The sequence below is a fragment of the Streptomyces sp. CA-278952 genome (genome assembly GCF_028747205.1).
Lineage (GTDB): Bacteria > Actinomycetota > Actinomycetes > Streptomycetales > Streptomycetaceae > Streptomyces.
Genome location: NZ_CP112880.1, coordinates 3,863,888 through 3,889,723 on the forward strand (window position 1 = coordinate 3,863,888; position 25,836 = coordinate 3,889,723).

At 73.6% G+C, this 25,836-nt stretch carries 19 protein-coding genes and 2 tRNA genes; 10 read left to right on the plus strand and 11 right to left on the minus strand.

Annotation, left to right across the window (positions count from 1 at the left end; all coding sequences use genetic code 11):
• The first annotated feature begins 14 nt into the window (after positions 1 to 14).
• The 3 genes from N7925_RS17290 to N7925_RS17300 all read left to right on the plus strand — a co-directional run bounded on the left by N7925_RS17290 (position 15) and on the right by N7925_RS17300 (position 2,518).
• On the plus strand, positions 15 to 830 hold the full coding sequence (locus tag N7925_RS17290) for a YceI family protein (protein ID WP_274344377.1): 816 nt from the start codon (positions 15 to 17) through the stop codon (positions 828 to 830).
• A 55-nt stretch (positions 831 to 885) separates the two neighbouring features.
• On the plus strand, positions 886 to 1,356 hold the full coding sequence (locus tag N7925_RS17295) for a PPOX class F420-dependent oxidoreductase (protein ID WP_265600492.1): 471 nt from the start codon (positions 886 to 888) through the stop codon (positions 1,354 to 1,356).
• A gap of 178 nt (positions 1,357 to 1,534) precedes the next feature.
• On the plus strand, positions 1,535 to 2,518 hold the full coding sequence (locus N7925_RS17300) for an NAD(P)-dependent oxidoreductase (protein WP_274346493.1): 984 nt from the start codon (positions 1,535 to 1,537) through the stop codon (positions 2,516 to 2,518).
• Positions 2,519 to 2,630: 112 nt separating this feature from the next.
• Here the strand turns inward: N7925_RS17300 and N7925_RS17305 are convergent, their stop codons facing one another.
• A complete protein-coding gene (locus N7925_RS17305) occupies positions 2,631 to 3,509 on the minus strand; it encodes a TetR/AcrR family transcriptional regulator (protein WP_274344378.1) in 879 nt (292 codons plus the stop codon).
• A 129-nt stretch (positions 3,510 to 3,638) separates the two neighbouring features.
• Complete coding sequence (locus N7925_RS17310) at positions 3,639 to 5,315, minus strand: MFS transporter (RefSeq protein WP_274344379.1); 1,677 nt, start codon at positions 5,313 to 5,315, stop codon at positions 3,639 to 3,641.
• A 252-nt stretch (positions 5,316 to 5,567) separates the two neighbouring features.
• On the opposite strand from N7925_RS17310, the gene N7925_RS17315 reads away from it, so the two are divergent.
• Together N7925_RS17315 and N7925_RS17320 are read left to right on the plus strand one after the other, a co-directional pair.
• Positions 5,568 to 6,455 carry an endonuclease/exonuclease/phosphatase family protein gene (locus N7925_RS17315; RefSeq protein ID WP_274344380.1) on the plus strand — a complete coding sequence of 296 codons (888 nt, stop codon included), beginning with the start codon at positions 5,568 to 5,570 and terminating at the stop codon, positions 6,453 to 6,455.
• A 221-nt stretch (positions 6,456 to 6,676) separates the two neighbouring features.
• Positions 6,677 to 7,840 carry a serine hydrolase domain-containing protein gene (locus N7925_RS17320; RefSeq protein WP_274344381.1) on the plus strand — a complete coding sequence of 388 codons (1,164 nt, stop codon included), beginning with the start codon at positions 6,677 to 6,679 and terminating at the stop codon, positions 7,838 to 7,840.
• A 23-nt stretch (positions 7,841 to 7,863) separates the two neighbouring features.
• Here the strand turns inward: N7925_RS17320 and N7925_RS17325 are convergent, their stop codons facing one another.
• From N7925_RS17325 to N7925_RS17355, 7 genes are all read right to left on the minus strand, one after another.
• Complete coding sequence (locus N7925_RS17325) at positions 7,864 to 10,014, minus strand: ArnT family glycosyltransferase (RefSeq protein ID WP_274344382.1); 2,151 nt, start codon at positions 10,012 to 10,014, stop codon at positions 7,864 to 7,866.
• Complete coding sequence (locus N7925_RS17330; RefSeq protein WP_265600498.1) at positions 10,011 to 11,336, minus strand: bifunctional glycosyltransferase family 2/GtrA family protein; 1,326 nt, start codon at positions 11,334 to 11,336, stop codon at positions 10,011 to 10,013. Before N7925_RS17330 ends, N7925_RS17325 begins: the two co-directional genes overlap by 4 nt.
• A 25-nt stretch (positions 11,337 to 11,361) precedes the next feature.
• The gene (locus N7925_RS17335; RefSeq protein WP_274344383.1) at positions 11,362 to 13,161 is read right to left on the minus strand and encodes a sensor histidine kinase; all 1,800 of its coding nucleotides are present in this window, start codon (positions 13,159 to 13,161) and stop codon (positions 11,362 to 11,364) included.
• A 27-nt stretch (positions 13,162 to 13,188) separates the two neighbouring features.
• Positions 13,189 to 13,935, minus strand: a complete 747-nt coding sequence (locus N7925_RS17340) for a response regulator transcription factor (RefSeq protein ID WP_274344384.1) — start codon at positions 13,933 to 13,935, stop codon at positions 13,189 to 13,191.
• A gap of 76 nt (positions 13,936 to 14,011) precedes the next feature.
• Positions 14,012 to 14,896, minus strand: coding sequence for an amidohydrolase family protein (locus N7925_RS17345; RefSeq protein WP_274344385.1), 885 nt, complete (start codon positions 14,894 to 14,896; stop codon positions 14,012 to 14,014).
• Positions 14,897 to 14,919: 23 nt separating this feature from the next.
• A complete protein-coding gene (locus N7925_RS17350; RefSeq protein WP_274344386.1) occupies positions 14,920 to 15,912 on the minus strand; it encodes a DUF2797 domain-containing protein in 993 nt (330 codons plus the stop codon).
• 57 nt (positions 15,913 to 15,969) lie between these two features.
• Entirely contained in the window at positions 15,970 to 16,512 is a 543-nt protein-coding gene (locus tag N7925_RS17355) for a hypothetical protein (RefSeq protein WP_265600503.1), read from the minus strand.
• A gap of 104 nt (positions 16,513 to 16,616) precedes the next feature.
• Here N7925_RS17355 and N7925_RS17360 point away from each other — a divergent pair, with 104 nt between their 5' ends.
• The 3 genes from N7925_RS17360 (at position 16,617) to N7925_RS17370 (ending at position 19,872) form a co-directional block, all read left to right on the plus strand.
• On the plus strand, positions 16,617 to 17,561 hold the full coding sequence (locus tag N7925_RS17360) for an RNA polymerase sigma-70 factor (RefSeq protein WP_274344387.1): 945 nt from the start codon (positions 16,617 to 16,619) through the stop codon (positions 17,559 to 17,561).
• A gap of 93 nt (positions 17,562 to 17,654) precedes the next feature.
• Entirely contained in the window at positions 17,655 to 18,878 is a 1,224-nt protein-coding gene (locus N7925_RS17365; protein WP_265600504.1) for an NAD(P)/FAD-dependent oxidoreductase, read from the plus strand.
• A 190-nt stretch (positions 18,879 to 19,068) separates the two neighbouring features.
• The gene (locus N7925_RS17370) at positions 19,069 to 19,872 is read left to right on the plus strand and encodes an MBL fold metallo-hydrolase (protein WP_265600505.1); all 804 of its coding nucleotides are present in this window, start codon (positions 19,069 to 19,071) and stop codon (positions 19,870 to 19,872) included.
• 108 nt (positions 19,873 to 19,980) lie between these two features.
• On the opposite strand, the gene N7925_RS17375 is transcribed toward N7925_RS17370, so the two are convergent.
• Positions 19,981 to 20,053: transfer RNA gene (locus tag N7925_RS17375), tRNA-Arg, on the minus strand.
• Between the two features lie 239 nt (positions 20,054 to 20,292).
• A tRNA-Ser gene (locus N7925_RS17380) sits at positions 20,293 to 20,383 on the minus strand.
• 297 nt (positions 20,384 to 20,680) lie between these two features.
• Between N7925_RS17380 and N7925_RS17385 the strand changes: the two genes are divergently transcribed.
• Together N7925_RS17385 and N7925_RS17390 are read left to right on the plus strand one after the other, a co-directional pair.
• Positions 20,681 to 21,256 carry an SSI family serine proteinase inhibitor gene (locus N7925_RS17385; RefSeq protein ID WP_274344388.1) on the plus strand — a complete coding sequence of 192 codons (576 nt, stop codon included), beginning with the start codon at positions 20,681 to 20,683 and terminating at the stop codon, positions 21,254 to 21,256.
• Between the two features lie 303 nt (positions 21,257 to 21,559).
• The gene (locus N7925_RS17390; protein WP_274344389.1) at positions 21,560 to 25,735 is read left to right on the plus strand and encodes a hybrid sensor histidine kinase/response regulator; all 4,176 of its coding nucleotides are present in this window, start codon (positions 21,560 to 21,562) and stop codon (positions 25,733 to 25,735) included.
• Positions 25,736 to 25,836 lie beyond the last annotated feature (101 nt).

Below are 25,836 nucleotides of genomic sequence, written 5' to 3' on the forward strand. Positions count from 1 at the left end.
GAGAGAGATACGGGATGGGACTTCGCGCACAGGTACGGACACGGGACGGCTGGGCGGTCCAGCACGCCGTCGTCACCGTCACCGACATGACCGGCGCCCAGGTGCTGCGCGCCGCCGCCGACGAGAACGGGGCCGTCCGGACGGACGGTTCCCTGGCGGCCGGTGCGTACACGGTGATCGTCACGGCGGTCGGGTACGCGCCCGCCGCCTCCACCGCCCTCGTCACCGCGAGCGGCCGGATCGAGGGCGGCCAGATCGTGCTGGCCCGCCAGGGCGGGGTGGAGCTCCCGCCGCCGGGCGTCTGGTCGCTGGACCCCGCGCACTCCTCGGTCGGCGCGGTCGCCCAGCACCTGGGGATCTCCAGCGTGCACGGCCGCTTCACCGACTTCGGCGGCCGGATCGAGATCGCCGAGGACGTCTCCCGCTCCCGGGTCGACGCGGTGATCAGGGCGGCCGGAATCGACACCGGCAACGAGATGCGGGACAAGCACCTGCGCTCTCCGGACTTCCTGGACGTGGACCGGTACCCGGAGATCGCCTACCGCTCCACCGCGCTGGACCCGGCGGGACCCGACCGCTGGACCGTGCACGGCGAACTGACCATGCACGGCGTATCGCGCCCCGTCGACCTGGACCTCAGCTACCTCGGCACCGGGCCCGACCCGTGGGGCGGGGTGCGCGCGGCCTTCCACGCCACCGCCGAACTGCGCCGCGCCGACTTCGCGATGAACTACAACCAGGTCGTCCAGGCGGGCATCTCCGCGATCGGGACGACGCTGCGCGTGGAGCTGGACATCCAGGCGGTACAGGGCGAGGCGCTGCCCGGTTAGTCCTCGGCGGGGCGCTACCCCGGCCTTGGCCCGGCCCGGTCGTAGGGTGGTGGGCATGGCACCGAACATCGCGACCAACACCGCCGTGGAGCTCGACGAGTTGCTGGCGTTCGTACGCCCCCGGCACCGGGCGGTCCTGCTCACCACCCGGGCCGACGGCCGCCCCCAGGGCTCCCCGCTGACCTGCGGCGTGGACGGCGCGGGGCGGATCGTCATGGCGACGTACCCCGAGCGCGCCAAGACCCGCAACGCGCGGCGCGACGAACGGGTCAGCGTGATCGTGCTGTCGGACGAGTGGGACGGGCCGTGGGTGCAGGTCGACGGTTCGGCGGAGGTCATCGACGCCCCGGACTCGGTCGAGCCGCTCGTCGAGTACTTCCGGAACATCTCGGGCGAGCACCCGGACTGGGACGAGTACCGGGCGGCGATGGTGAGGCAGGGCAAGTCCATCATCCGGGTCACCCCGGAGCGCTGGGGCCCCGTCGCCACCGGCGGCTTCCCGGCCCACCTGGCCCCGGGGAGCTGACCGCGCGATGACCGGAGAAGCCAGAAAGGCCGGAGAGACCGGGAACACCGCAGAGGCCGCAGAAGCCGCAGAAGCCGCAGAGAGCGGGGAGAACGGGGAGAACGAAGAGGGCGGGAACGCCGAGCCCGTTCCGCCGATACCCGTCCCGGGGCAGCCCCACTCCCTCCTCGCGTGTGGGATGCCCGTCCCGGCCCCGCTGCCCTCGCCCGACGCCCTCGCGAGAGCCCGGCTGCTGGTCGCGCCCTCGCTCGACGGCGGGCTGGTACGGGAACTGGAGCGGATCACCGGTCGGGGCGCGGAGCCCCTGGAGAACGTCCCGCCGCCGTCCGACGCGCCCCTGCTGTGCGTGGGGGAGACACTGCCCGACGCGCTGCGGACCAGCCGCCTGCTCTGGTTCCACAGCGTCAACGCGGGGACCGACCCGCTGTTCGCCGGAGGCCCCTGGCCCGGCTCGGCGCTCCTGACCCGGACCGTGGGCCGGATGGGCGAGCGGATGGCCCAGTACGTCCTGGCCTGGGTGCTCGCCGAGTGCCAGTCCGTACCGGAGTTCACGGCCCTGCACGCCCGCGCGCAGTGGGAGCGCCTCCCCTCGGAGCTCGTCGCCGGGCAGACCGCCCTGATCTACGGGACCGGCCGCATCGGCGCGGCCGTCGGGCGGCTGCTGGGCGCCTGCGGGGTACGCACCGTGGGCGTCGCCCGCACGACGCGGTTCGGGCCCGCGCCGGGCGCCGCCCGGGTGGTGCCCGGCTTCGACCGCGTGATCGGGGCCGCCGAGGACGACGGGGTGCTGGGCGAGGCCCGTTGGGTGATCTCCACGCTGCCGTTGACCGGGGCCACCGAGGGCTTCTTCGGCGCCGACCGGTTCACGGCGGTGCGCGGGGCGACGTTCGTCAACGTGGGGCGGGGCGCGACCGTCGACATGGAGGCGCTGGAGACCGCGCTGCGGGACGGCCGGGTGCGGCGGGCGGTGCTGGACGTCCTGCCGGCGGAACCGGCCGCGCCCGGCGACCCGGTGTGGAAGCTGCCCCGTACGGTCATCACCTCGCACTCCTCGGGGATCACCACCGACGAGGACGTCTCCGTCGACTTCACCGCCTGCTGGGAGGCCGTGACGGCGGGCCGCAGGCCCGAGCTGACGGTGGACGCGGGGCGCGGGTACTGAACGCCCCCCGAAGGGACCGGCACGAGCATGGAGCGTCTCTCGGAGGACTCACGCAACCACCGAGCGGCCCTCGAAGGACCGGCACGAGCACTGAGCGGTCCTCGGAGAAGGGCTACTGAGTCGCTGACCCGCTCCGGTCGCGCACCGCCTCGATGCCCGCGATCAGCAGGTCCAGCGCGAAGACGAAGTCCCGTTCACGCATCTCCTCGACCGTCTCCCCGCCCCGGGCCGCCATCAGTTCGTCCGAGGCCTCGGTGATCTGCCGCAGGTGCGGCTGTGCCCTGATCGTGTTCAGCGCCTGGTGGTGGTACTCGTCCTGGGTCAGCCCGGTCGCGTCGCACCGCGCCTTGAAGTGGCCCTCGACGGTGCCGAATCCGTACACGAACTGGAAGACCGCCGACAGCGCGCCCGTCTGCCGTTCCAGGGGCAGCCCGGTGGCCCGGACGATGTCCTGGACGGCGTACGAGAACAGCATCGAGTTCGGGCCGATGTTGAGGAACGTCCCGGCCAGCGGGGAGATCCAGATGTGGCGGACGAGGAGTTCGCGGTAGCTGCGGGCCAGCTCCCGCAGCCGGTCCCGCCAGTCGGCGTCCTCGCGGGGCGGGGCGATCTCGGCGTAGACCGAGTCGAGCGCCAGCTCCAGGAGGTCGTCCTTGGTGTCGACGTACCAGTAGAGGGACATCGCGGTGACGTCCAGCTCGGCGGCGAGCCGGCGCATCGAGAACTTGGCCAGGCCGTCGGCGTCCAGCAGCCGCACCGACGCCTCGGTGATCCGGTTGCGGTCCAGGCCCGCCGGGGACTCGGTCCTGCGCGAGCGCGAGGGGGCCCGGTGGTCCAGCCATACGCTGGTCCGCGCGGCGTTGTTCGCCAGGTCGGTCTCGGTCCCGGTCCCGGTCCCGGCCCCCGCCCCAGCCCCCGCCCCGGGTCCGGACTCCGGCTCAGGTTCAGGCACGGACTCCCGGTCGGAATCGCGGTCGGACTCGGACACCATGGCGCACTCTCCTCGTCTTGCGCGGACCGCTCCGCCGTTCGATCCTGCCGGAAGGGCGGGACGAAGTCGTCCTGCCGGAAGGACGGCGTACCGGACGCTGACGGTCCGGTACGCGCGCCCGGTCCGATGCTATGCCGCCGGTCCCGTCGAGTCTGCCCGGTCCCCGGCCTCCGCAGCCCCGGCCACCGGCGTCCTCGCAGCCCCGGCCACCGCCGTCTTCGTGGCGCCGGCCGGCGGCGCCTTCCTGGCGTCGGCCACCGGCATCTCCGCAACGTCGTCCAGCGGCGCCTTCGCAGCCCCGGCCGGCGACGACTCCGCCCGCTCGGCCCGGCGCAGCAGCAGCGCGGCGAGCAGCCCGCCCGCCAGCACCGCGACCGCGCCGAACAGTTGGCTGACCTCCAGGCCCGAGGCGAAGGCGTCCTTGATCTGCTCCCGGGCGGCGGGGCCGTCGGCGGCGGCCAGGGCCGCGGGCAGCGAGGCGGCGCCGACGGCGGCCGGCACGAGAGCGGCGAATCGGGCGTTCAGCACCGCGCCGAGCACCGCGACCCCCAGTCCGTTGCCGAACTCCGCGAGCATGCCGTTGACCCCCGCGCCCACTCCGGCCTTCTCCGGCGGGATCGCGCTCATGATGGCGTTGGCCATCGCGGGCATCGCGAGGGCGACGCCCGCACCCATCACGACCAGGCCGAACAGCATGCCGCCGTACCCGCCGTCGCCCCCGCCGAGCACCGCGATCGCGGCGAGGCCGGCCGCCAGGCAGCTCATCCCCGCCGCGATGACGACGGGCGTGCCGAACTTCTGGACCATGCGCGCGCCGAGCCCCGTGAGGTTGAGGGCGACCACGGTGAGCGCCATCGGAGCCGTCCGCAAGCCGGCCTCCAACGGCCCGTAACCGAGGACGAACTGGAGGTGCTGGGTGAGCAGGAAGAGCGATCCGGTCATCCCGAAGGCGACCAGGATGGCCCCCGCCACCGCTCCGACGAACTTCTGGTTCCGGAAGAAGTGCATGTCGAGCATCGGGTGGGGAACGCGCAGCTCCCACAGCACGAATCCGGCCAGCACCGCGACTCCGAGGGACGCCGTCAGCAGCACCTGGCCGGACGCCCAGCCGTGCTCGGGCCCCGAGATGATGGCGAAGACGACGGCGGTCATGCCGATCGTGGAGAGCAGCGCGCCCAGCAGGTCCGGCCGCTCTCCCTGGCCGCTCTTCGACTCCGGTACGAGCCGGGCGACGGCGGCCAGGGCGATCAGGGCGACCGGGATGTTGATGAGGAAGATCGCACCCCACCAGAAGTGGTCGAGGACGAACCCGCCGAACAGCGGACCCGCCGCGAAGCCGAGGGAGGAGACCGTGGACCAGATCCCGATCGCCTTGACCCGCTCGGTGTCGTCGAAGATCTGGACCACGACGGCGAGCGTGGTGGTGAGCAGCAGCGCGCCGCCGACACCCATCCCGGCGCGGGCCGCGATGAGTTGGCCCGAGGACTGGGAGAGCCCGGCCGCGAGCGAGCCGACGCCGAAGAGGGCGAGGCCCACCATCAGCAACTTCTTGCGCCCGTAGCGGTCGGCGGAGCTGCCCGCGGTGAGCAACAGCCCTGCCTGGACGAGTGAGTAGGCGTTGATCATCCACTGCACATCGGCGGTGGAGGCGTCCAGCTCCGACGTGAGGGAGGGAATCGCGACGTTGAGGACGGTGTTGTCGAGCAGCACCGTGAGCTGGGCCAGGCAGATGACACCCAGGATCAGCCAGCGCTGCGGATGCCCCTGATGGGCGAGGTCTGGTCGTGGTGCGGCGGGTGCCGTCATGCGGACTCCTTGGGCTCCGGGGTCCGGTGCGGTGACAGCTCGCTCCGGAGTGGTCGTACGGCACGCGCAGCTCGGCACTGTACGGCGTAAGGCAGGTCGTTGATATACAGCGTAAGATGACTCCTGTACATCGTACAAGTCAATTCCGTGCCACCGGACCGGCCGCGCCGGTGGGACCCGCGCGGCGGCCGAGCGGTACGGTTCTCGACGCTGACCTGACAAAGTGCGCGATTTTCGGCCGGTTGGAGAGCCATGTCGCTGCGTCGCCGTACCTCTCGTATCCCTCAACTCCTGTTCGCCGCGTCCCTCTTGGGCGCGCTCATCGCGCCGCCCGCGGCCGCCGTCACCACGACCCGCCCCCCGTCCGGCGGGGGCGTGCCGCTGCGGGTCGCCACGTACAACATCCACGCCGGGGCGGGCGTGGACGGAGTCTTCGACCTGGACCGCTTGACCGCCGAACTACGTTCCCTGCAAGCGGATGTGATCGGCCTTCAGGAGGTCGACCGGCATTGGGGCGACCGCAGCGAGCGGCGGGATCTCGCAGGAGAGCTGGCGCGGCGGCTGCGCATGCACGTCTCCTTCGCCCCGATCTACAGCCTGGACCCGGCCCGGCCGGGCGGCCCCCGGGCGGAGTACGGGGTGGCCGTGCTGTCGCGGCACCGGATCGTGAGCGCCGAGAACCACGAGATCACCCGCCTCTCCACTCAGGACCCGAATCCGGCCCCCGCTCCCGCACCGGGGTTCGGCGAGGTCGTCGTACGGGTGCGAGGGCTGCCCGTGCACGTGTACGTGACCCACCTCGACTACCGGCCGGACCCCGCCGTCCGCGTCGCCCAGGTCGCCGACACCCGGCGGATCATGGCCGAGGACCGGGGCCCGCACATCCTGCTCGGCGACTTCAACGCGGAGCCCGCCGCCCCCGAACTGGCCCCGCTGTGGCGGGAGCTGGCGGACGCCGACCCGGGCGCGCCCACCTTCCCGGCGCAGAACCCGGTCAAGCGGATCGACTTCGTGGCGGTGTCGAAGGGCGGGCCGGGCGCCGCGATCACGGTGCGGAAGGCGTGGGTCCCGGAGAGCGTCGCCTCCGACCACCGGCCGGTGGTGGCGGACCTGCTGGTACGGGGAGGAAGGGGCCGGTGAGCCCTGGGCTCGGCCCACAGCACCCCCGGCCCGGGCCGATGAGTCCCGGGCGGGCCGGGAGTCATCATTTTCGGTCCGCATGCCTCCTTTTACGGCCGGCGCGCGTCCTCCTGTCCGAGGGCCGCGCCCGGTCCACCACCACCCGCGGTCGCGCGCCGCGGGGCCCCGGGGGCATGCCTCCGACAGCACACGCGGTACCGGTACCGGACGAAGGACGACCCATGACCACCACCTCCCTGCACGAACTGCTGGACGCCCACATCGCCGAGGGGTCGATGCCGGGCGCGGTGGCCCTGGTCGCCCGGGGCCGGAGGGCCGAGGTGGCGGCGGCCGGTACGGCCGTCCTGGCCGGGTCCGCGCCCATGCGGCGGGACTCGATCTTCCGCATCGCCTCGATCACCAAGCCGATCGTGGCGGCGGCCGCCATGACGCTCGTCGAGGACGGCCTCATCGCCCCCGCCGACCCGGTCGCGGCGTGGCTGCCGGAACTGGCCGCGCCCCTGGTCGTACGGACCCCGCAGAGTCCGGTCGACGACGTGGTGTCGGCGGTCCGCCCGATCACCCTGCTGGACCTGCTGACCTTCCGGGCCGGCTACGGCTTCCCTTCCGACTTCTCCCTCCCGGCCGTCGCCCCGCTCTTCGCCGAGCTGAAACAGGGCCCGCCGCAGCCGCAGACCGTCCTCGCGCCGGACGCCTGGATGGCCGCGCTGTCCCGGGTCCCGTTGCTGCACCAGCCGGGCGACGGCTGGCTCTACAACACGTGCTCGGACATCCTCGGCGTCCTCATCGCCCGAGTCGCCGACCGCCCGCTGCCCGGGTATCTGGCGGAGCGACTGTTCGAACCCCTCGGCATGACGGACACCGGGTTCGCCGTGGAGCCCGCCGCGCTGGACCGGTTCACCGGCTACTACCGGGCCGGGGCGGACAGCGGAAGCGATCCGGTGCTGGTCGACGCCCCGGACGGGCAGTGGAGCAGCCCGCCCGCCTTCCCGTCCGGCGCGGGCGGGCTGGTCTCGACCGTCGACGACTGGGCCGCCTTCGGCCGGATGCTGCTCGCCGGGGGCCTGAACGACGGCGGCCACCGGGTGCTGGCCGCCGAGTCCGTCCGCCAGATGATCACCGATCACCTCACCCCGGACCAGCGCGCCGCGAGCGGGCTGTTCACGGAGGGGCAGGGCTGGGGCTTCGGCGGTGCGGTGGACATCGAGATCGCGGCCCCCTGGAACGTTCTCGGCCGCTACGGCTGGATCGGCGGCACCGGCACCACGGCCCACGTCATCCCCTCCACGGGCACCGTCGCCGTCCTCCTCACCCAGCTGGAGATGGCCGGGCCCGCGGCTCCGCAGGTGGTGCGGGACTTCTGGACGTACGCGGCCGGGTTCTGAGCCCGACCGCGTACGCCCGGTCCTCAGCCGGCGGGCTGCGTCAGGTCGTAGAAGGTGGTGCCGCCGACGGTGACCTCGGTGAAGTTCTCCGTCACCCAGGAGGAGATCTGCGACGAGGTACCGGAGTTGCCGCCTCTGCCGCCACCGCCACCTTGCGTCCCGCCTCCCGTTTCTCCGCCCATTCCGCCTCCCATTTCTCCGCCCGAGACGAAGTAGTGGATCTTCCCTTCCGCGACGTGGCTCTTGAACTGGGCCAACGTCGGTGACGGGTCGCTCCCGTTGAAGCCGCCGATCGCCATCACCGGCTCGCCGGTCGCGAGTTGGTAGCTGGCCGCGTTCTGCGCGCCGACGGCGGCGGCGACCCAGGTGTAGTCGTCCGCGTCCTTCTCCAGCAGCGCCTTCGCCTTGGCGTCGACGGACGCGCCGTTGAGCAGCCCGCCCATGCCGCCGCCTCCGCCGCCGTCACCCCTCATCCCTTCACCGAAGCCGGGGTTCGTCCCCGCCCCTGTGCTTGCACCGCTGGGTGCGGTTCCTCCCGGTGCGGCCCCTCCCGGCAACGTAGGCATGCCGCCCTGCGCCTGCCCCTGCCCCCGCGCCTGGCCGGGAGGCTGCTGCATGCCACCGCGCTGCCCGTCGTCACCGCCGCCGGGCCAGCCCCGGCCGCCACCGCCCCCGGGTCCGCCCCTGCCGAAGCCGGCCGAAGGACCGGCGGTCACGATCGACCCCTGGTGGGCGCTGTTCAGGGTGGAGACGGTGTACGCCGCCGGCCCCGCCAGCGACGCCGCGCAGCACAGCCCGACCACGGCGGCCGCCAGACCCCGGCCGCCGAACCGGCCCACGGCCGGCAACCCGAGCGCGCCGACGATCCCTGCCGCCAGTACCGCCCACCGCAGCCACGGCAGGTAGTCCGGCGTACGGCCCAGCAGGACGTACGCCCAGACCACCGTCACCACGACCGTGCCCGCGAGCACCGCGCGCGGCCACCACGCGCCCCGCTCCTCCCACAGCACCGTGACGCCCATGGCGACGAGCGCCGCGACGTACGGGGCGAGGGCCACCGTGTAGTACTGGTGGAAGATCCCGGCCATGAAGCTGAACACGGCGGCGGTCATGATCAGCGCACCGCCCCAGGCGACGAACGCGGCCCGCGCGGAGTCGGTCCGCGCCGCCTTCCGGGTCAGCCAGAGCCCGGCCGCCAGCAGGATCAGCGCGGCGGGGAGCAGCCACGCGATCTGGCCGCCGATCTCGGAGTCGAACATTCGGCCGATGCCGGTCTCACCCCAGCCACCGCCGCCTCCGCCCCCACGGCCGCCGCCTCCCCCGCCGACGCTCCCGGTCTCCTCGCCGTTGATCCGGCCGAGCCCGTTGTAGCCGAAGGTGAGTTCCAGGAAGGAGTTGTTCTGCGAGCCGCCGACGTACGGGCGCGAGGAAGCCGGCATCAGCTCCACGATCGCGACCCACCAGCCGCCGGCGACGACCATCGTCAGCGCGGACAGGGCGAGTTGACCGATCCGCTTCCGTACGGGAACGGGGGCGCACACCGCGTACAGCCCGGCCAGCGGCGGCAGGATCAGGAACGCCTGGAGGGTCTTCGTCAGGAACGCGAACCCGACCGCCGCGCCCGCCCAGAGCAGCCACTTCGTCCGACCCTGCTCCAGGGCCCGCAGCACGCACCAGACGGTGACGGTCATCAGCAGGGCGAGCAGCGCGTCCGGATTGTTGAAGCGGAACATCAGCGCCGCGACGGGCGTCAACGCGAACACGCCCACCGCGATCAGCCCGGCGACCGGTCCGAAACGACGGCGTACGGCGGTGTTCAGCACGGCCGCCGTGGCGAGCGCCATCAGGACCTGCGGTGCCAGGATCGCCCAGGAGTTGAGCCCGAACAGCCGCACCGACAGGGCCATCGGCCAGAGCGCGGCGGGCGGCTTGTCGACGGTGATGGCGCCTCCCGAGTCCAGCGAGCCGAAGAAGAGGGCCTTCCAGCTCTGGCTGCCCGCCTGGACGGCTGCGGAGTAGAAGGAGTTGGCGTACCCGGAGGCGCTGAGGTTGGAGAAGTACGCGAGGCCGACGGCCAGCAGCAGCCCGTACAGCGCGGGGCGCGCCCAGCGAGGGCCTTCTCTCCCGGCCGGCGGCGCGGCGACGGGCATCGCGGGGGCGGCGGTCGTGGTCATCGGACGTCCTCGGGGTCGGGGCAGGCGCTGGCCGGGAAGACCCAGGCGCGCAGGAGCAGGAAACGCAGCACGGTGGCCGCGAGGTTGGCGGTGATCAGCACGGCCAGCTCCGTGCCGTGCGAGGGCGATCCGCTCGCCGCCCCCAGCGCGGCGAGCGAGCCGCTGGTCAGCGCGAGGCCGATGGCGAAGACCACGAGCCCCTGCGCCTGGTGGCGGACGGCACCGCCCCGGCCGCGTACACCGAAGGTGAGGCGGCGGTTGGCGGCGGTGTTGGCGACGGCGGAGACGAGCAGCGCGCCGGCGTTGGCGAACTGCGGTCCGACGCCGAGCCGGAAGAGGGAGTACAGGGCGAGGTAGAACAGCGTCGACAGCGCGCCCACGAAGCAGAACCCGACGAGCTGGCGGGCCAGTCCGCGCTCCGCCCCGGTCAGCGTCCGGTCGCGCGGGTCGTCCCCGAAGGGCCGGGCCAGCCGGTCCAGCGGCAGCGCGCCGACGGCCAGCGACCGCCCCACCCGCCACACGCCTCTCAGATCCTCGGTGGCCGTCCGCACGATGTGGACGGTCGATTCGGGGTCGTCGATCCAGTCGACGGGCACCTCGTGGATGCGCAGGCCGGCCCGCTCGGCGAGGACCAGCAGCTCGGTGTCGAAGAACCAGCCGCTGTCCTCCACCATCGGCAGCAGCCGCTCGGCGACCTCGCGCCGGACCGCCTTGAACCCGCACTGGGCGTCGCTGAACCCGGCGGCCAGCGAGGAGCGCAGAATCAGGTTGTAGGCGCGTGAGATGAACTCCCGCTTCGGCCCCCGCACCACCCGCGAACTCCTCGCCAGCCGGGAGCCGATGGCCAGGTCGGAGTGGCCGGAGATGAGCGGGGCGACCAGCGGGAGGAGGGCGTTGAGGTCGGTGGAGAGGTCGACGTCCATATAGGCGAGGACCGGCGCGTCTGACTCGGCCCAGACCGTACGCAGCGCCCGCCCCCGCCCCTTCTCCGCCAGCCGCACGTACCGCACCCCGGGCAGCTCCGCGGCGAGCGACGCGGCGACGGCGGGCGTGGAGTCGGTGCTGGCGTTGTCGGCGACGGTGATGCGGAAGGGGTACGGGAAGGTCCGCGCGAGATGGCCGTTCAGGCGCACGACGCAGGGGCGGAGGTCCTTCTCCTCGTTGTACACGGGGACGACGACGTCGAGCACGGGGACGTCGGCGGCGGTGGCCGGGCCACGGGCCGGGAGGTGCTCCCTGACCGGCAGACGGGCGCGGTGCACGCCGGCCCCGCTGCTGCGGCCGGTCGCGCCGGGGCCGCTCCGGAGGCTGTCGGTGGTCATGCTCCGACGTTCGCCGACCGCGCTGTCACACCGGTGTGCTGAGCCTGTCCCTGCCCTGTGAGTCCGCCCTGTCCTTGCCCTCTGAGTCCGCCCTGTCCTTGCCCTGTGCGTCCGCGCGGAGCGCTTCGTCCGCTTCCGCCGCCGGCAGCTCGATCACGAACACCGTGCGGCCCGGCTCCGACTCCACCCGTACGCGCCCGCCGTGCGCGGAGACGACGGCCTGCACGATGGCCAGGCCGAGCCCGGTGGACCCGGTCGCCCCTCCCGTACCGGCCCCGCGCGAGCGGGAGGCGTCACCGCGGGCGAACCGTTCGAAGACGTGCGGCAGCAGCTCCGCCGGGATGCCGGGCCCGTCGTCGCCCACCTCCAGCGTGACCGGCCCTCCGGCGCGCGCGGACGGCCGTACGGCCACGGTGACGGTGGTCCCCGGCGGGGTGTGGGTGCGGGCGTTGGCCAGCAGGTTGACCAGCACCTGCTGGAACCGGTCGGGATCGGCGCGTACGGTCACGGGCTCGGCGGGCAGCTCAAGCCGCCAGCGGTGCAGGGCCTCCCGGCCCGGCGCACCCCGATCGACCGCGCTGGCGCCCCGGCCCGGCGCCCCCTGGTCCACCGCCCTGGCACCCCGGCGGTCCACCGCGCCGGCATCCCGGCCCGGCGCCCCCTGGTCCACCGCCTTGTCACCCCGGCCCGGCGCCCCCTGGTCCGCCGCCCGGGCGTCGCTGATCGCGTCCACGACCAGCGGCAGCAGATCGGTGCTCCCGTACGAGAGCGGACGCCCGGCGTCCAGTCGCGCCAGCAGCAGCAGATCCTCCACCAGGCCCGTCATCCGGGCCGCCTCCGACTCGATCCGCCCCAGCGCGTGCCGGGTGACCGGGTCGGGCCCCGGCGCTTCCCGGCCCCCGGTGGGGCGCCGCTCCGGCGCGTCCCGTCCCGCTCCGGCGCGGCGGGTCAGCTCGGCGTAGCCCCGGATCGAGGCCAGCGGGGTGCGCAGCTCATGGCTGGCGTCGGCGACGAACTGCCGGACCCGCGTCTCGCTCTCCTGGCGGGCGGCGAGTGCCGAACCGACGTGCCCGAGCATCCGGTTGAGCGCCGCGCCCACCTGCCCGACCTCCGTGCGCGGATCGGCCTCGGCGTCCGGGACCCGCTCCAGGAGGGCCACCTCACCGCGGTGCAGGGGGAGTTCGGATACCCGGGTGGCCGTGGCGGCGACCCGGCGCAACGGCCGCAGGGCGACCCCCACGAGCGCGCTTCCCGCGATCGACGCGGCCAGCAGCCCGGCGGCGGTCACGCAGACCTCCACGACGATCAGGGTGGTCAGCGCACCGCTCACCTCGGCGCTGGGGATGCCGACGAGGACGGTGTGCCCCTCGGTGGTGGTGGCGGCCTCGACCCGGTAGCCGCCGAGCCCTGGAAGGTCGACGCTCCGGGCTCCCTCACCGGTGGTCGGAGCGGCCGCCTCCAGGGCGCTCCGCTCCTCCCCGGTCAGCGGCTTCGCGCTCTCCTGGGCGCGCAGCCCGCTGTCCTCGACGACCTTCGACGCGGTGACGTCCCCGTCCTCACCGAGTAGGGCCCCGAACGTGCCGAGCGGCTGCCCGCCCCCGCCGACGAAGCCGAGCGGTCCCGCCTCGCGCAACGCCTGCGGCCCCGGGCCCGGCGGACGTTGGGCGCGCTCGGCGACGGAGTGCAGCTGATCGTCGAGCTTGCCGTACATGTAGCTGTGGAAGGCGATCGCGGTGACGGACCCGATGACGGCGGCGACGACGGCGATCAGCGAGACCGCCGACACGACGAGCCGCGTCCGCAGCGTCCACGGCCGCCGCGGCACCCGGACACCGCCCCGGCCCCTACTCACCTACTCACCGGGCTTGATCAGATACCCCGCGCCGCGCCGGGTGTGGATCATCGGCGTGCGCCCGGCGTCGATCTTCTTGCGGAGGTAGGAGATGTAGAGCTCCACGACGTTGGCCTGGCCGCCGAAGTCGTAGTTCCAGACCCGGTCGAGGATCTGCGCCTTGCTGAGCACCCGGCGCGGATTGCGCATCAGGAAGCGCAGCAGCTCGAACTCGGTGGCCGTGACGTGGATCGCGTCCCCGCCCCGGCTCACCTCGTGGCTGTCCTCGTCGAGCACCAGGTCCCCGACGACGAGCGTGGACTCGGTGCGGCCGGCGGCGACGGCCGAGCCCGAGCGGCGGATGAGCCCGCGCAGCCGGGCCACGACCTCCTCCAGGCTGAACGGCTTGGTCACATAGTCGTCGCCACCGGCGGTCAGCCCGGCGATCCGGTCCTCCACGGCGTCCCGGGCGGTCAGGAAGAGGACCGGCACATCGTCGTACTCGCGGCGCAGCCGGCCCAGCACGGACAGCCCGTCCATGTCCGGGAGCATCACGTCCAGGACCACCGCGTCCGGGCGGAAGTCCCGCGCGGCACGGACGGCCCCGGCCCCGTCCCCGGCACTGCGCACCTCCCACCCCTCGTACCGCAGGGCCATCGAGAGCAGCTCGGCGAGCGGAGCCTCGTCGTCCACGACCAGGACCCGCACGGGGGTACGGTCCGGCCTGCGCAGTTCGGTACGCCCCTGGGGCGAGGTCGTCGTCGTCATGGGGACCACTCTGTGAGGCACCCGTGAGAGAAGCCTGACCCGTTCCTGTGAATTCCCTGAGAAAGCGGCGCGGGTTCTACTGGCCCTGAGCGGGGAACAACGCGGCGGCGTTCCCATGGCAGACCGCCCGCAACCACTCATCCCCCAACCCGAGCCGCTCCAGCGCCTCCAGCTGATGCACGTACGGGTAGGGGATGTTCGGGAAGTCGGTCCCGAGCAACACGCGGTCCCCGAGGTCGGCGAGCCGCCCCCGTTCCGCCGCCGGGAAGGGGCTGAACCCCTCGCTGAAGTCGGTGAACGCCATCGTCGTGTCGAGCCGGACCTCCGGATACGCCTCCGCCAGCGCCAGGAACTCCGCGTACTCCGGCATCCCCAGGTGCGCGACGACCAGCCGCAGCCGGGGATGACGCGCCAGCAGCCGCCCGATCGGCCCGGGCCCGGTGTGCGCGCCCGGCGCGGGCCCCGACCCGCAGTGCGTGACCACCGGGACCCCGGCCTCCGCGAGCAGCCCCCACGCGGGTTTCAGGAGCGGGTCGTTGGGGTCGTACGCGCCGACCTGGAGGTGCGACTTGAAGACCCGCGCCCCCGCCTCGACGGCCTCCTTCACGTACACCTCCACACCGTCCTCCGGAAAGAGGGTCGCGGTGTGCAGACAGTCGGGGGTCCGGGCCGCGAAGTCGGCGGCCCAGCCGTTCAGCCAGCGGGCCATGCCGGGCTTGTGCGGGTAGACCATGGAGGTGAAGCGCCGTACCCCGAACGACCGCAGCAGCTCCAGCCGCCGCTCCTCCTCGTACCGGTAGGTGATCGGCCACTCCAGGCCGGTGAGCGGTCCGACGGCGTCGAAGTAGGCCCACACCTTGCGCAGGACCTGCTCCGGCATGAAGTGGGTGTGCACGTCGATGATCCCGGGCAGCCCGAGCCGCTTCCAGAACCGCACCACGTCATCGCTCTCCGGCCCCACGGACGCTCTCCCTCGGTCGGCGGTCAGAACAACCCACCCTGCACACCGCCGCCGCCGATGTCGATGAGGGGGACACGAACACCACCCTGCGCCACGGCGGGCTCGGCCCCCACAGACGCAGCCCCCGTGGACGCGGCCTGCGCAGATACGCCCTTCGCAGTTACGCCCTCCGCGGGCACGGCCTCCGCGGGCACGGCCTCCGCGGCCACAGCGGCGAGGTCCCACCCGGTGATCAGCCGCGTGTCCAGGACGACCACGCCCACGCCGTCCACCGCCAGGTGCAGATCGGGCCCGGCCGCCGCGACCAGCCGCCCCGCGAGGACGCCCCCGTCGACCAGCTCCCGCACCGACCGCACCGGAGCGGGCGCCCGGTCCAGCCCGAACAGGGCGGCCTGATCGACGACTTCGAGGGGCAGCCGCTCCAACGACTCGGGCCAACCACGCCCTTCGAGGCGCTCGGCCCGCCCGTACAGCTCCGCCACCTCGGCAGCCCGCTCCTCGCGCCCGGGAAGCCGCCCGCGCACGGCCCGCTTCCTGGCGTACGGGATCCGGTCGGGCACTCCGAGGGCCGCCCGCAGCACCTCCTCGGTCCGCCGGGCCGCCATGAGGGGCCCGCGCCCCAGCCAGCTGAAGACCACGGCCCCCTGCTCCCGCAGCCGGGCGGCCCCGCGCTCCTCCCCGGTGATCCCGACCTTGACCATGCCGGGCCCGAACCAGGCGAGGTAGACACGGTACGTCCGGGGGTCGTCCGCGATCGTGTCGGCGGCCACCGAGTGCGCCCGGTCCAGCCGCGCGCACTCGGCGCACCGCCCGCCGGTGGAACGCCCCGGCACCACCGCGCCCAGCGGGCACGCATTCCCCCGGGCCCCCACACAGTGCCGCTCCCCGACGGCCCGGAACCCGAGACCGGTCCCGTACGCGAGCACGCTCACCCGCCGGTCACCGCCCCTGCTCCACCCCAGCTCCGGCACCTGCCCGGGCCACCGCACCCCGGCGCACCACCACCCACCGGACACCCGGACCCCGCTCTCTCCCACCGGCACAAGACCACCGGTCGAACCGGTCCGGCGATGCTACGCGTAGCCTCCGACACCCTCGATCCGCCGCCGCATCGCGGCCATGCGCCGTTCGAACCGCCGGTTGAACCAGATCATCCAGCCCATGAACCCCACGCCGAAGCCGAGGCCCCACAACCCGATCGGGACGTTGCCCGCGGCGAACCAGAAGAGCGGCATGGTGAGGAAGAGCAACCCGAGGGAGGGAAGGGCCCACCACCGGTTGCGCCGCAGCTTCTCCTCCCGGCGCCGGATCAAGCGCACCATGGCGACCTGTTCGGCCGGGTCCTCGGGCAGTTCGCCGTTCTGCGCGATGCGCCGCTCCAGCTCCGGCACCCGGGAGGCCTCCGTACCCACGGCACGCGCGTCCCACCGCCGACGCCGCATCAAGAGCCACGTCATCAGACCCGCGTAGACGAATCCGCCGACCAGAATGCCCGGCCACCCCGACCACCCGTAGAAGGCCAGCTGGATACCGACCCACACCACCAGCACCAACAGCCCCATCGCCCACCACCGGTCCTGCCAACGCTCTTCCCACCCGTGCTCCTTCGACCTCATCGCCGACCTCCGAGAGGAACGCGTCCGTCACGTCCGTACCCCGTCGGGTACCCCGCTCCCAGCCCTCCGAACGACCGCCGCGGAGGGCCGTTATGATCCGGCCCATGGCGCTGACCGGGAACCAGGTGGATCTGTTCGAGGCGTCCATGCCCCGGCTGAAGGCCATCGCCTACCGCCTTCTCGGCTCCGCGAGCGATGCCGAGGACGCCGTCCAGGACACGTTCCTGCGCTGGCAGTCCGCCGACATCGACCGCATCGAGGTCCCCGAGGCCTGGCTGACCAAGGTCCTCACCAACCTCTGCCTCAACCAGCTCACCTCGGCACGCGCCCGCCGCGAGACCTATGTGGGCCAGTGGCTGCCCGAACCGCTGCTCGTCGGAGACCCGATGCTCGGCCCCGCCGACACCGTCGAACAGCGTGAATCCGTCTCGTACGCGGTCCTCGCCCTCATGGAACGCCTCACCCCCAACGAGCGGGTGGTGTACGTGCTGCGGGAGGCCTTCGGCTACCCGCACCGGAGGATCGCCGAGATCCTCGACATCACCGAGGCCGCCGGCCAGCAGATCTTCCACCGCGCCAAGAAGCACATCGCGGAGGGCCGGACCCGGACCGAGATCGACGAGGCCGCCGCCCGGCGGATCGTCGAGGAGTTCCTCACGGCCGCCACCAGCGGCCGGACCGAACCGCTCGTCCGGCTGCTCACCGCGGACGCCGTCGCGATCGGCGACGGCGGCGGGAAGGTACCGGCCCGCGCGAAGCCGTTCGAGGGCGCGTCGGCCGTCGCGAAGTTCATGCGCAGCCTGTTCACCCCCAACCAGGCCGCCCGCAACCTCCTCGGCGGCACGGCGGAGGTCCACGTCTCGTACGCCAACGGCCTGCCCGCGCTCGTGGTCACCGTCGACGGCCGGGTCATCGGCGTCATGTGCCTGGAGATCACGGCGGACGGCATCGCCGCGTTCCGCAACCAGGCCAACCCCGACAAGCTCGACCGCGCGACGCGTCAGTGGGCGGCGACGGCCCACGGAGAACCGGCCCTCCGCATCAACTAACCCTCTGTGGCGCACGTCACATTCTTCACCTGTCAGGAATCGCCGAGCTGCCCGGTTCAAGGGGCGAAACCGCGCGAGACAGGAGCGAAGGACATGCAGCAGAATCTCCAGCAGCACCGCGTCATCGTCATCGGAGCCGGCTACACCGGAGCGAGCGCCGCCGGACGCCTCGCCAGGCGACTGCACCGCGAGGACGTCTCCATCACCCTCGTCAACGCCGAACCCGACTTCGTCGAGCGCGTCCGGATGCACCAGCTCGCGGTGGGCCAGGACCTCCGCCCCCGCCCCTTCCACGAGATGTTCGCCGGCACGGCCGTCCGGCTGCGCCTCGGCAAGGTCACGGGCATCGACGTCGACCGCCGAACCGTGTCCGTCGCCGACCCGGACCGAACCGGCGAGCCGGAGACCTTGCCCTACGACACCCTCGTGTACGCCCTGGGCAGCGCCTGGAACACCCACGCCGTCCCCGGCGCCGCCGAACACGCCCACGACATCGCCGGCCGCCCCGGCGCCCTCCGCCTGCGCGACCGCCTGGCCTCCCTCACCCCCGGCACACCCGTGGTCGTCGTCGGCGGCGGCCTCACCGGCGTGGAGGCCGCGACGGAGCTGGCCGAGACCCGCCCGGACCTGGACGTCTCCCTGGCCGCCCGAGGAGCCCTGGGCGACTGGCTCTCCGCCAAGGGCGCCAGGCACCTGCGGAAGGTCTTCGCCGACCTGCGCATCACCGCCCACGAACACGCCGACGTCACCGCCGTGCACGCCGACCGTGTCACCACCACCGAGGGCGACATCCCGGCCGCGGTCACGGTCTGGACGACGGGCTTCGCGGTCCACCCGATCGCCCGTGCCACACCACTGCGGACCGGCCACAACGGCCAGATCGTGGTCGACGGCACCATGCGCTCGACCTCCCACCCGGACGTGTACGCCATCGGCGACGCGGCCCTGGTCGCGGGCCCCGGCGGCAAGCCGCTGCGCATGTCGTGCGCCTCGGGCGTCCCCACCGCCTGGCAGGCCGCCGACGCCATCGCCGCCCGCCTCACCGGCACCAAGCTCCCGACCATCTCGGCCCGCTACTTCAACCAGTGCGTCTCCCTCGGCCGCAAGGAGGGCCTGATCCAGTACGTCACCGCAGACGACCGAGCCGTCAGCACCGCCCTGACCGGCCGCGTGGCCGCCCTCTACAAGGAACTGGTCTGCAAGGCCGCGGCCTGGGGCGTCGCGAACCCCACCATGGGCCTGCCGACCCGCCGCCGCCGGATCACGGCGGAGCCGGCGCAGGCGACCGCCACAGCCGCTGCCGCCGAAGCGGCCTGAGGTTCCGGCCGGCCAGGGCCGACGGACGGAAGAGGCCCCCAGGATTCCTCCTGAGGGCCTCGGACCCGCTGGGCGCACGGGCCCGAGACCGTCGGCCGCGAAGAAGCCCGAGCGTAGCCCGGGGCGGAAGAGCGTCGACAGTCGTCGTCCGCCTGGTCGTGGGCCACCCGCCAGTGGCACCATCTGGGGGATGCCTCCTTCCCTTCAGGTCGGCCCGTACACCGTCATCGCGCTCGACGATGGCGCGGGCCCCTTTTTCTCTCCCCGGTCGGAGGCGTTCCCCGACGCCACCACCGAGCAGTGGGCGGAGGCCGACCGGCTCGATCCCGGCGCGCTCGACGCCGAAGGGCGCTGGCAGCTCCAGTTCCGCGCGTTCGCGATCCGCAGCGACCAGGGCGTGACGCTGGTCGACGCGGGAATCGGCCCGGCCGACAGCCCGGCGGCCCCGTGGGCGCCCGTGCCCGGGGCACTCCCCGCGTCGCTGGCCGCCGCCGGCATCGACCCGTCCGCAGTGGACACCGTGGTGCTCACGCACCTCCACACCGACCACGTGGGCTGGGCCGTCGTCGGCGGCGAGCAGCTGCGGCCGTTCTTCCCGAACGCCGCATACCTGTTGCAGCAGGCCGAAGTCGAAGCGATCGAGACCATCAACCCGCAGCTGCGGTCCGCCGTCATCGACCCACTGCGAAAGACCGATCAGCTACGACTGCTCGACGGCGACACCCCGCTGCGCAGCGGGGAGCGCGTGCTCGCCACCCCCGGTCACACACCCGGGCACCAGAGCGTGCTCCTCGCGTCCGGGCGAGAAGCAGTCGCCATCACCGGTGATCTGCTCGTGCACGCGATCCAGCTACTCCACCCGGAACTCGCCTACGCCCACGAGATGGACCCTGAGCAGGCAAGGGCCTCAAGAGAACAGGTGCTCCACAGCCGGTCCGCCGACAGCCTCTACCTCGCGACCCCGCACCTGACCGAGCCGTTCATGGCTCGCTGACTCACCCGGAGGGGCCCGGTCTCAACATCTCTGGACTGACCGGCATTTCCCCAAGAGGGCCGACGCGAGAGGCCCCCAGGATTTCTCCTGGGGGCCTCTGGCCTGCTGTGCACTCGGCAGGATTCGAACCTGCAACCTTCTGATCCGTAGTCAGATGCTCTATCCGTTAAGCTACGAGTGCTTGGCGTTCCGGGCTTTTTTCTCCCCGGTCGGCGTTGCGAGAACAACATTACATGACCTGCGCCGTGACGCGAAATCCATTGGCCGCACCGCTGCCGACCTGCGGAAACGGCCTCCTGAGGCCCGTCCCGGCCACCCTCTCGAACCAGCCACGAACCGGCACCGGCACCCCCTCCGCGCGCTCGCGCGTCCCGGAACGGCCGAAGCCCCGTGCCAGGGGCACGGGGCTTCGGGGTGGGGCGGAGGCGGAGGGATTTGAACCCTCGATGGGCTTTAAGACCCAAACCGCATTAGCAGTGCGGCGCCATAGACCGGACTAGGCGACGCCTCCAGCACACCTCGCGCGGAGGCGAGTGGTGCGTGCAGATGATGACACAGTCGAGCGTCGTGCCACCAATCGCCGCACACGTTACTAGGCCCCCGGGGGCCAGGGCAAAGCAGTTCGGCGTGTTACCGCAACGTCCGGGCGCGGTGCGCGTTAGAGAGGGGTGGGGACTCCGGTCTCCGTCAGTCGTCCCGTCGTCGTCGCCCGTCAGTCGTCCGTCAGCCGTGGCGCCCGGGCGGGTCGGTGATCACCCGTGACCGCCGCCCGTGGCCGGCCCCGCTGCAGAGATCCTGGAGCTTCCGCATGCTGCGCCGTCTCGCCCTCACCGCCGTCGTCTCGCTCGCCGCGCTCGCCACCGCCGTGCCGGCGTCCACCGCCACCGCCTCCGGCCCCGGATCCTCCGGTCCGACGCCCGCCGCGGTGCCCACCTCCGGGCCGTTCGCCGCCGCCCGGCCCTCTCTCGGGCCGCTGCCCATGCCCATCCCGTTGCCCGGGTTCCTGGAGGGCGGGGGCGGGAAGGGCGCGGGTGAGGCGAGCGAGGTGCTGACGCGGCTCACCGTGTCCGTCGAGAACACCGGGGTCGCCGGGGCCGACGGCACCTTCGAGCTGGAGTGCGGGCCCATCGGGGGCAGCCACCCGCGGGGGCAGGCGGCCTGTGACCGGCTGGCGGAGGCCGGCGCCACCCGGTCCGGGCGGCAGGAGCTGTTCCGGCCGACCCCCGAGGGCACGATGTGCACGATGATCCACGGCGGCGACGCCACCGCGCGCATCGTGGGCACCTGGGAGGGACGGGCCGTGGACACCACCGCGAGCCGCCGCGACGGGTGCGAGATCGCGCGCTGGAACAGTCTCGTGCCGGTGCTCCCGGACGTGCGATAGCCCGTCGGCCACGGCGTAAAAGCGTTCGCCTCCGCGTATCCGCCGCAGACCGCTCCGGGGGCCCGCGCGCCCCGAAGGACCTGGCCACGCCGCGCGTTCGCGCAGGTCACAGGGTGCGCGGACGCTCACGTCATGGGCCCGCGGCGTACCCACCGCGCACAGAACCTTGGTGAGAGCTCCCCCTCATCCGCCGCCCCCGGGGCCTCCCCTGCCCTTAGACTCCTCCAGTGACAGTCTGCGGCCCGAGGGGCAAGATGGGGCCCGCTGTCGGCAAGGTGCGGTAATCAGGGAGGAAGCGTCGTCGTGAGCAGCAGGCCATCCCGAGGCACTGCTCGCCTCGCAGCCATACTCGATGCCCTTCCTGACGGGCTTCTGCTCGTCAATTGCAACGGCACGGTCGTCAACGCCAACGCCATCGCCCTCGAAATGTTCGAGACCCCGGGCACCGCGCTCGTCGGTCGCGGACTGCTCGATCTGCTGCCGGAGTTCGACTCCACGCTGATCCCGGGTTCGATGCGCCGACCCGAGGCTGCGGACGAGCAGGGCAGGACCAAGCCGACGCGGATGACCGCGCGGCGCACCGACGGCCACGAGTACCCGGTCGAGGTCACCAGCGCGAACGTCGACAGCGGTCAGGCCGCGTACAACGACATCCACTCGAGCTACACCGGTGACGAGCTGCTCATGCTCGTCGTGCGGGACCTCTCCGGCACCGTCGACACCGAGGCGGAGCTGGCCCGTTCGCAGCGGCAGACCGAGATGATCCTGCGGGCCGCCTCCGAGGGCGTCGTCGGCACGGACACCGACGGGCGCGTCGTCCTCGTCAACCCCGCCGCCGCGCAGATCCTCGGCTTCCGGGCCAGTGACCTCGGCGGTCAGGAGCTGCATCCGCTGATCCTGCACTCGCGGGCGGAGGGCGAGCCGTTCCCGTACGAGGACTCCCCACTCGCCGACACCCTCAAGTCCGGGCGCAAGCACCGGGTGCGCGGGCAGGTGCTGTGGTCCAAGAGCGGCGCGCAGGTGCCGGTGGACCTCACGACCGCGCCGGTACGGGACGGGGACCAGCTCGTCGGCGCGGTGATGACGTTCACCGACCGCCGGCCGTACGAGGAGTTGTCGGCGCAGCACAGAAGCGTCGTCGCCGAGCTGACCACGAGCCACTCCGCCGAGGTCACCGCGCTCAAGGAGGCGCACGCCGCCGAGCTGGAGGCGTTGAAGGAGGCGCACACCGCCGAGCTCGCCGACCGTAGCGAGCGGTACGCCGCCGAGATCGAGGGACAGGCCGAGCTGCTCGCCTCCCTGGGCGCCCAGCACTCCCAGCTCACCGCCGTCCTCGGCGGTTCGCTGCGCGGGCCCCTGGAGGAGCTGCGCGGCGAGCTGTCCACGCTGGCCTCCGACCCGGCCGGTCAGCTGTGGCCCGAGGCCAACCAGATCCTGCACCACCTCGCCGCCGGGTACGCACGGATGACCACGCTCGTCGACAACGTGCTGGGGTACCAGCGCCTGGACGCGGGGGTGGAGGGGCTGCACAAGGCCCCGGCGATGGTGGACGGCATCGTCACGGGCGGTATCGACGGGGCGGTCGAGCTGATCGGTCCCGGGCGCGCCCAGTTCGCCGTGCACGCCCCGCCGATCGAGGCCGAGGTCGACGCACCCCGGCTCGCGACCGCCATCGCCCACCTCGTCGCGGACGTCTGCGGCGTCGATTCGACCGGCAAGACCCGGGCCGTGCCCGGGGGCGGCTATGTCGACTCCACCGTGGTCGTGGCCGCGGCCCAGCGCGGGGACGTCGTACGGATCGAGGTGCGCGGCCCGTTCGCCGGGGGCGACCCGGTGCACGAGCCGATCGTGCGCGGCATCGTCCGGGCGCACGGCGGGGTCCTCCAGACGCACGAGATGCCGGGCATGAGCGGCAGCGCGTACGTGCTCGACCTGCCCATCGGCACCGCGTCCGGCACGATCGCGCCCCCGGAGACGGACGGCACCGCCCTGCTGCCGGAACCTCCCCCCGTCGCCTCGTCGCCCGAAGGGCTGGGAGCTCCCGGCGTCACCAGCGGCGGGCGGCGCCGAGCGCGCCGGTCCTCCACCGACGCGTTCCTGGACAGCCACGGCGGTACGCCGGAGGGCGTCGGCGACCACGCGGTCGGCGCCGTGGCTCCCTCTCCCGACGACCGCCCGGCCGCCGAGCCGACCGGGCGGCGGCGGGCGCGCCGTGGACCGGCCGCGCCCGAGGAGCAGCAGGCTCCCGAGCTGATCCCGGCCCAGCAGGGTGAGGGTTCCGGGCGTCGCCGCGGCAGGCCCAGCCCGGCCGAGGCGCCCCCGGGCACGGTTCCGGCCGACGGCGCCCGGGAGCAGCCCCGGCCACCGCAGCGGGGGGCGCTGGCCCTGACCTCCGCCCCGTCCGCGGCGGCGCCCACCGCCCCTTCCGAGGGGTCGGTCGTCACCGCGGCCGAGAACGCCCAGGGCGGCGGCCGCCCGCAGCTCGGGCAGACCGTGCCGCCGCAGGGCGTCCCGGTGGACCCGCAGCAGCCCGTACCGCCCACCGGGCGGCGGGCCCGTCGTGAGGACGAGCCCGCCCGCCCCGCCCTGCCCGCCCTCCCCTCCGGAAACAGCGGCAACGGCGGCGGCGACAGCGGCAACAGCGGAACTGACAGCGATGGCGGGCGCCCCGGGCCGGAGCAGTCCCAGCAGCCCGGGGGGCGGCGTGCCCGGCGTGCGCTGGCCGCCGCCCAGGAGCGCACCGCGGCCGAGGCCGGACCGCGCACCGCCTTCGCCCTGCCGCCCGCCGACGCGGACCGGGTGCCGCTCGCCCCCGACGCCCCGGCGGCCCCGGTGGCCCCCAGCGACGGGACGGGCACGCACCACGCGCGTACCGCGCCGGAGGCCGGTCACACGCCTCTGCAGGCGCACCCCATCACCCCGGCACACCCCGGCCCGCAGACGGACGGAGCCTCCGGGCAGGGCTTCCCGGCCGCGCCCGGAGCGGCCCACGCCCCCCGCCTCCCCGGGGCGACACCCCCTGCGCCCGCCCCGCACGACGGCGTACCGGAGTCTCCGAGCCCGGGGCCGGGCCTCGCGCCGTGGGGCGACACCGGGCAGGACGTCCACCCCGACACCGGACAGGACGGCGCCGGGCGGACCGCCCACACCACCGGCGTCGCGGGCGTCGCCGATCCGGTGGCGCACCCGGCCGACGGTGTCGCGGGCGTCCCGGCCCCGGACGCGCGGCGGCAGCCGCTGCCCGCCGAGGAGCCGATGCCGGACGGCAGCAACCCCGACTCGACGCAGGGGAGGGCCTTCAGCGTGCGCACGCTGGGCCAGGGCGTGCCGTTCGCCCAGCACCTCGCGCACCAGCAGAACCAGCCGCATCAGAGCCTCGGCGGGGCCGGCCGGCGCCGCAAGCTCGCCGCCCCGCCGGAGGGCGACCGGCCGGGCCCGGCCCAGCCGACCGGCTCCGCGCAGCCTCCCGGGCCGCAGCAGCACCAGCCCCGCACCCACCCCCAGGACCAGGGCCAGGATCAGGGGCCGGACCAGGCGCAGGAGCCCGGACGGCCGGGTCAGCCAGGTCAGCCGCAGGGTGGGCCCGGCGCCGCCTACGGCGAGGGGCAACTGCTCGCGCCGCCCGTCGCGGAGGGGCGCGCGTACGCCATAGGGGCGCCCGACGAGGGGGCGGAGGGTCCCGAGCCGCTGGACGGGCCCGGAGGCGCGGTCGAGGTCGCCAACCGGCCGCACCCGCACCCGGTCGACGACGAGCTGCCGCCCGAGCCGCTGGACAACCCGCGTCGGCTGCTGGTCTGGCCCGCGCCCGACGTGCCGACCCAGCAGGCGCTCAGCGACCGGGGCTACCGTCCGGTGATCGTGAACTCCCGCGAGGAGGTCGACGCCCAGATCGCCGCGTTCCCCGCCGCGCTCTTCGTCGACCCGCTGACCGGCCCCATCACCCGGACCGCGTTGCAGTCGCTGCGTCAGGCGGCGGTCGCGGCCGAGGTCCCGGTGCTGGTCACCGCCGGTCTGGGGCAGGCGACCCGGGAAGCGGCGTACGGCGCCGACCCGGCCGTCCTGCTCAAGGCGCTGGCCCCCCGCGACAGCGAACAGCATCCCTCGCGGGTGCTCCTGATCGAGGAGCACGAGGAGATCGCGGTGGCGCTGACGCAGACCCTGGAGCGGCGCGGGATGCAGGTGGCGCGTGCCGCGACGGACAGCGAGGCCGTCGACCTGGCGGGCCGGATGCGGCCGAACCTCGTGGTGATGGACCTGATGCAGGTACGCCGCCGGCGCGCGGGGATCATCGACTGGCTGCGGGCCAACGGGCAGCTGAACCGCACCCCGCTGGTCGTCTACACCTCGGCCGGGATGGACCAGGCGGAGCTGCCGCGGCTCGCGTCGGGGGAAACCGTCCTCTTCCTGGCGGAACGGTCGACCAGCGACGAGGTCCAGTCGCGGATCGTGGACCTGCTGGCGAAGATCGGCACCAACTAGACGGACGCAGGGGGACGGAACAGGGCGGGGGCGGAAGAGGGCGGGGGCGGTACGGGTGTCCCGTACCGCCCCCGCCCTTGTTTCACGTGAAACCGGAAAAG

Excerpts from the sequence above, each read along its gene's own strand:
- N7925_RS17370 (WP_265600505.1), top strand. The coding sequence starts at position 19,069 with ATGCCTCCTTCCCTTCAGGTCGGCCCGTACACCGTCATCGCGCTCGAC.
- N7925_RS17360 (WP_274344387.1), top strand. The coding sequence starts at position 16,617 with ATGGCGCTGACCGGGAACCAGGTGGATCTGTTCGAGGCGTCCATGCCC.
- N7925_RS17340 (WP_274344384.1), bottom strand. The coding sequence starts at position 13,935 with ATGACGACGACGACCTCGCCCCAGGGGCGTACCGAACTGCGCAGGCCG.
- N7925_RS17320 (WP_274344381.1), top strand. The coding sequence starts at position 6,677 with ATGACCACCACCTCCCTGCACGAACTGCTGGACGCCCACATCGCCGAG.
- N7925_RS17315 (WP_274344380.1), top strand. The coding sequence starts at position 5,568 with ATGTCGCTGCGTCGCCGTACCTCTCGTATCCCTCAACTCCTGTTCGCC.
- N7925_RS17290 (WP_274344377.1), top strand. The coding sequence starts at position 15 with ATGGGACTTCGCGCACAGGTACGGACACGGGACGGCTGGGCGGTCCAG.
- N7925_RS17305 (WP_274344378.1), bottom strand. The coding sequence starts at position 3,509 with ATGGTGTCCGAGTCCGACCGCGATTCCGACCGGGAGTCCGTGCCTGAA.
- N7925_RS17355 (WP_265600503.1), bottom strand. The coding sequence starts at position 16,512 with ATGAGGTCGAAGGAGCACGGGTGGGAAGAGCGTTGGCAGGACCGGTGG.
- N7925_RS17365 (WP_265600504.1), top strand. The coding sequence starts at position 17,655 with ATGCAGCAGAATCTCCAGCAGCACCGCGTCATCGTCATCGGAGCCGGC.
- N7925_RS17330 (WP_265600498.1), bottom strand. The coding sequence starts at position 11,336 with ATGACCACCGACAGCCTCCGGAGCGGCCCCGGCGCGACCGGCCGCAGC.
- N7925_RS17385 (WP_274344388.1), top strand. The coding sequence starts at position 20,681 with ATGCTGCGCCGTCTCGCCCTCACCGCCGTCGTCTCGCTCGCCGCGCTC.
- N7925_RS17300 (WP_274346493.1), top strand. The coding sequence starts at position 1,535 with ATGCCCGTCCCGGCCCCGCTGCCCTCGCCCGACGCCCTCGCGAGAGCC.
- N7925_RS17325 (WP_274344382.1), bottom strand. The coding sequence starts at position 10,014 with ATGACCACGACCGCCGCCCCCGCGATGCCCGTCGCCGCGCCGCCGGCC.
- N7925_RS17295 (WP_265600492.1), top strand. The coding sequence starts at position 886 with ATGGCACCGAACATCGCGACCAACACCGCCGTGGAGCTCGACGAGTTG.
- N7925_RS17310 (WP_274344379.1), bottom strand. The coding sequence starts at position 5,315 with ATGACGGCACCCGCCGCACCACGACCAGACCTCGCCCATCAGGGGCAT.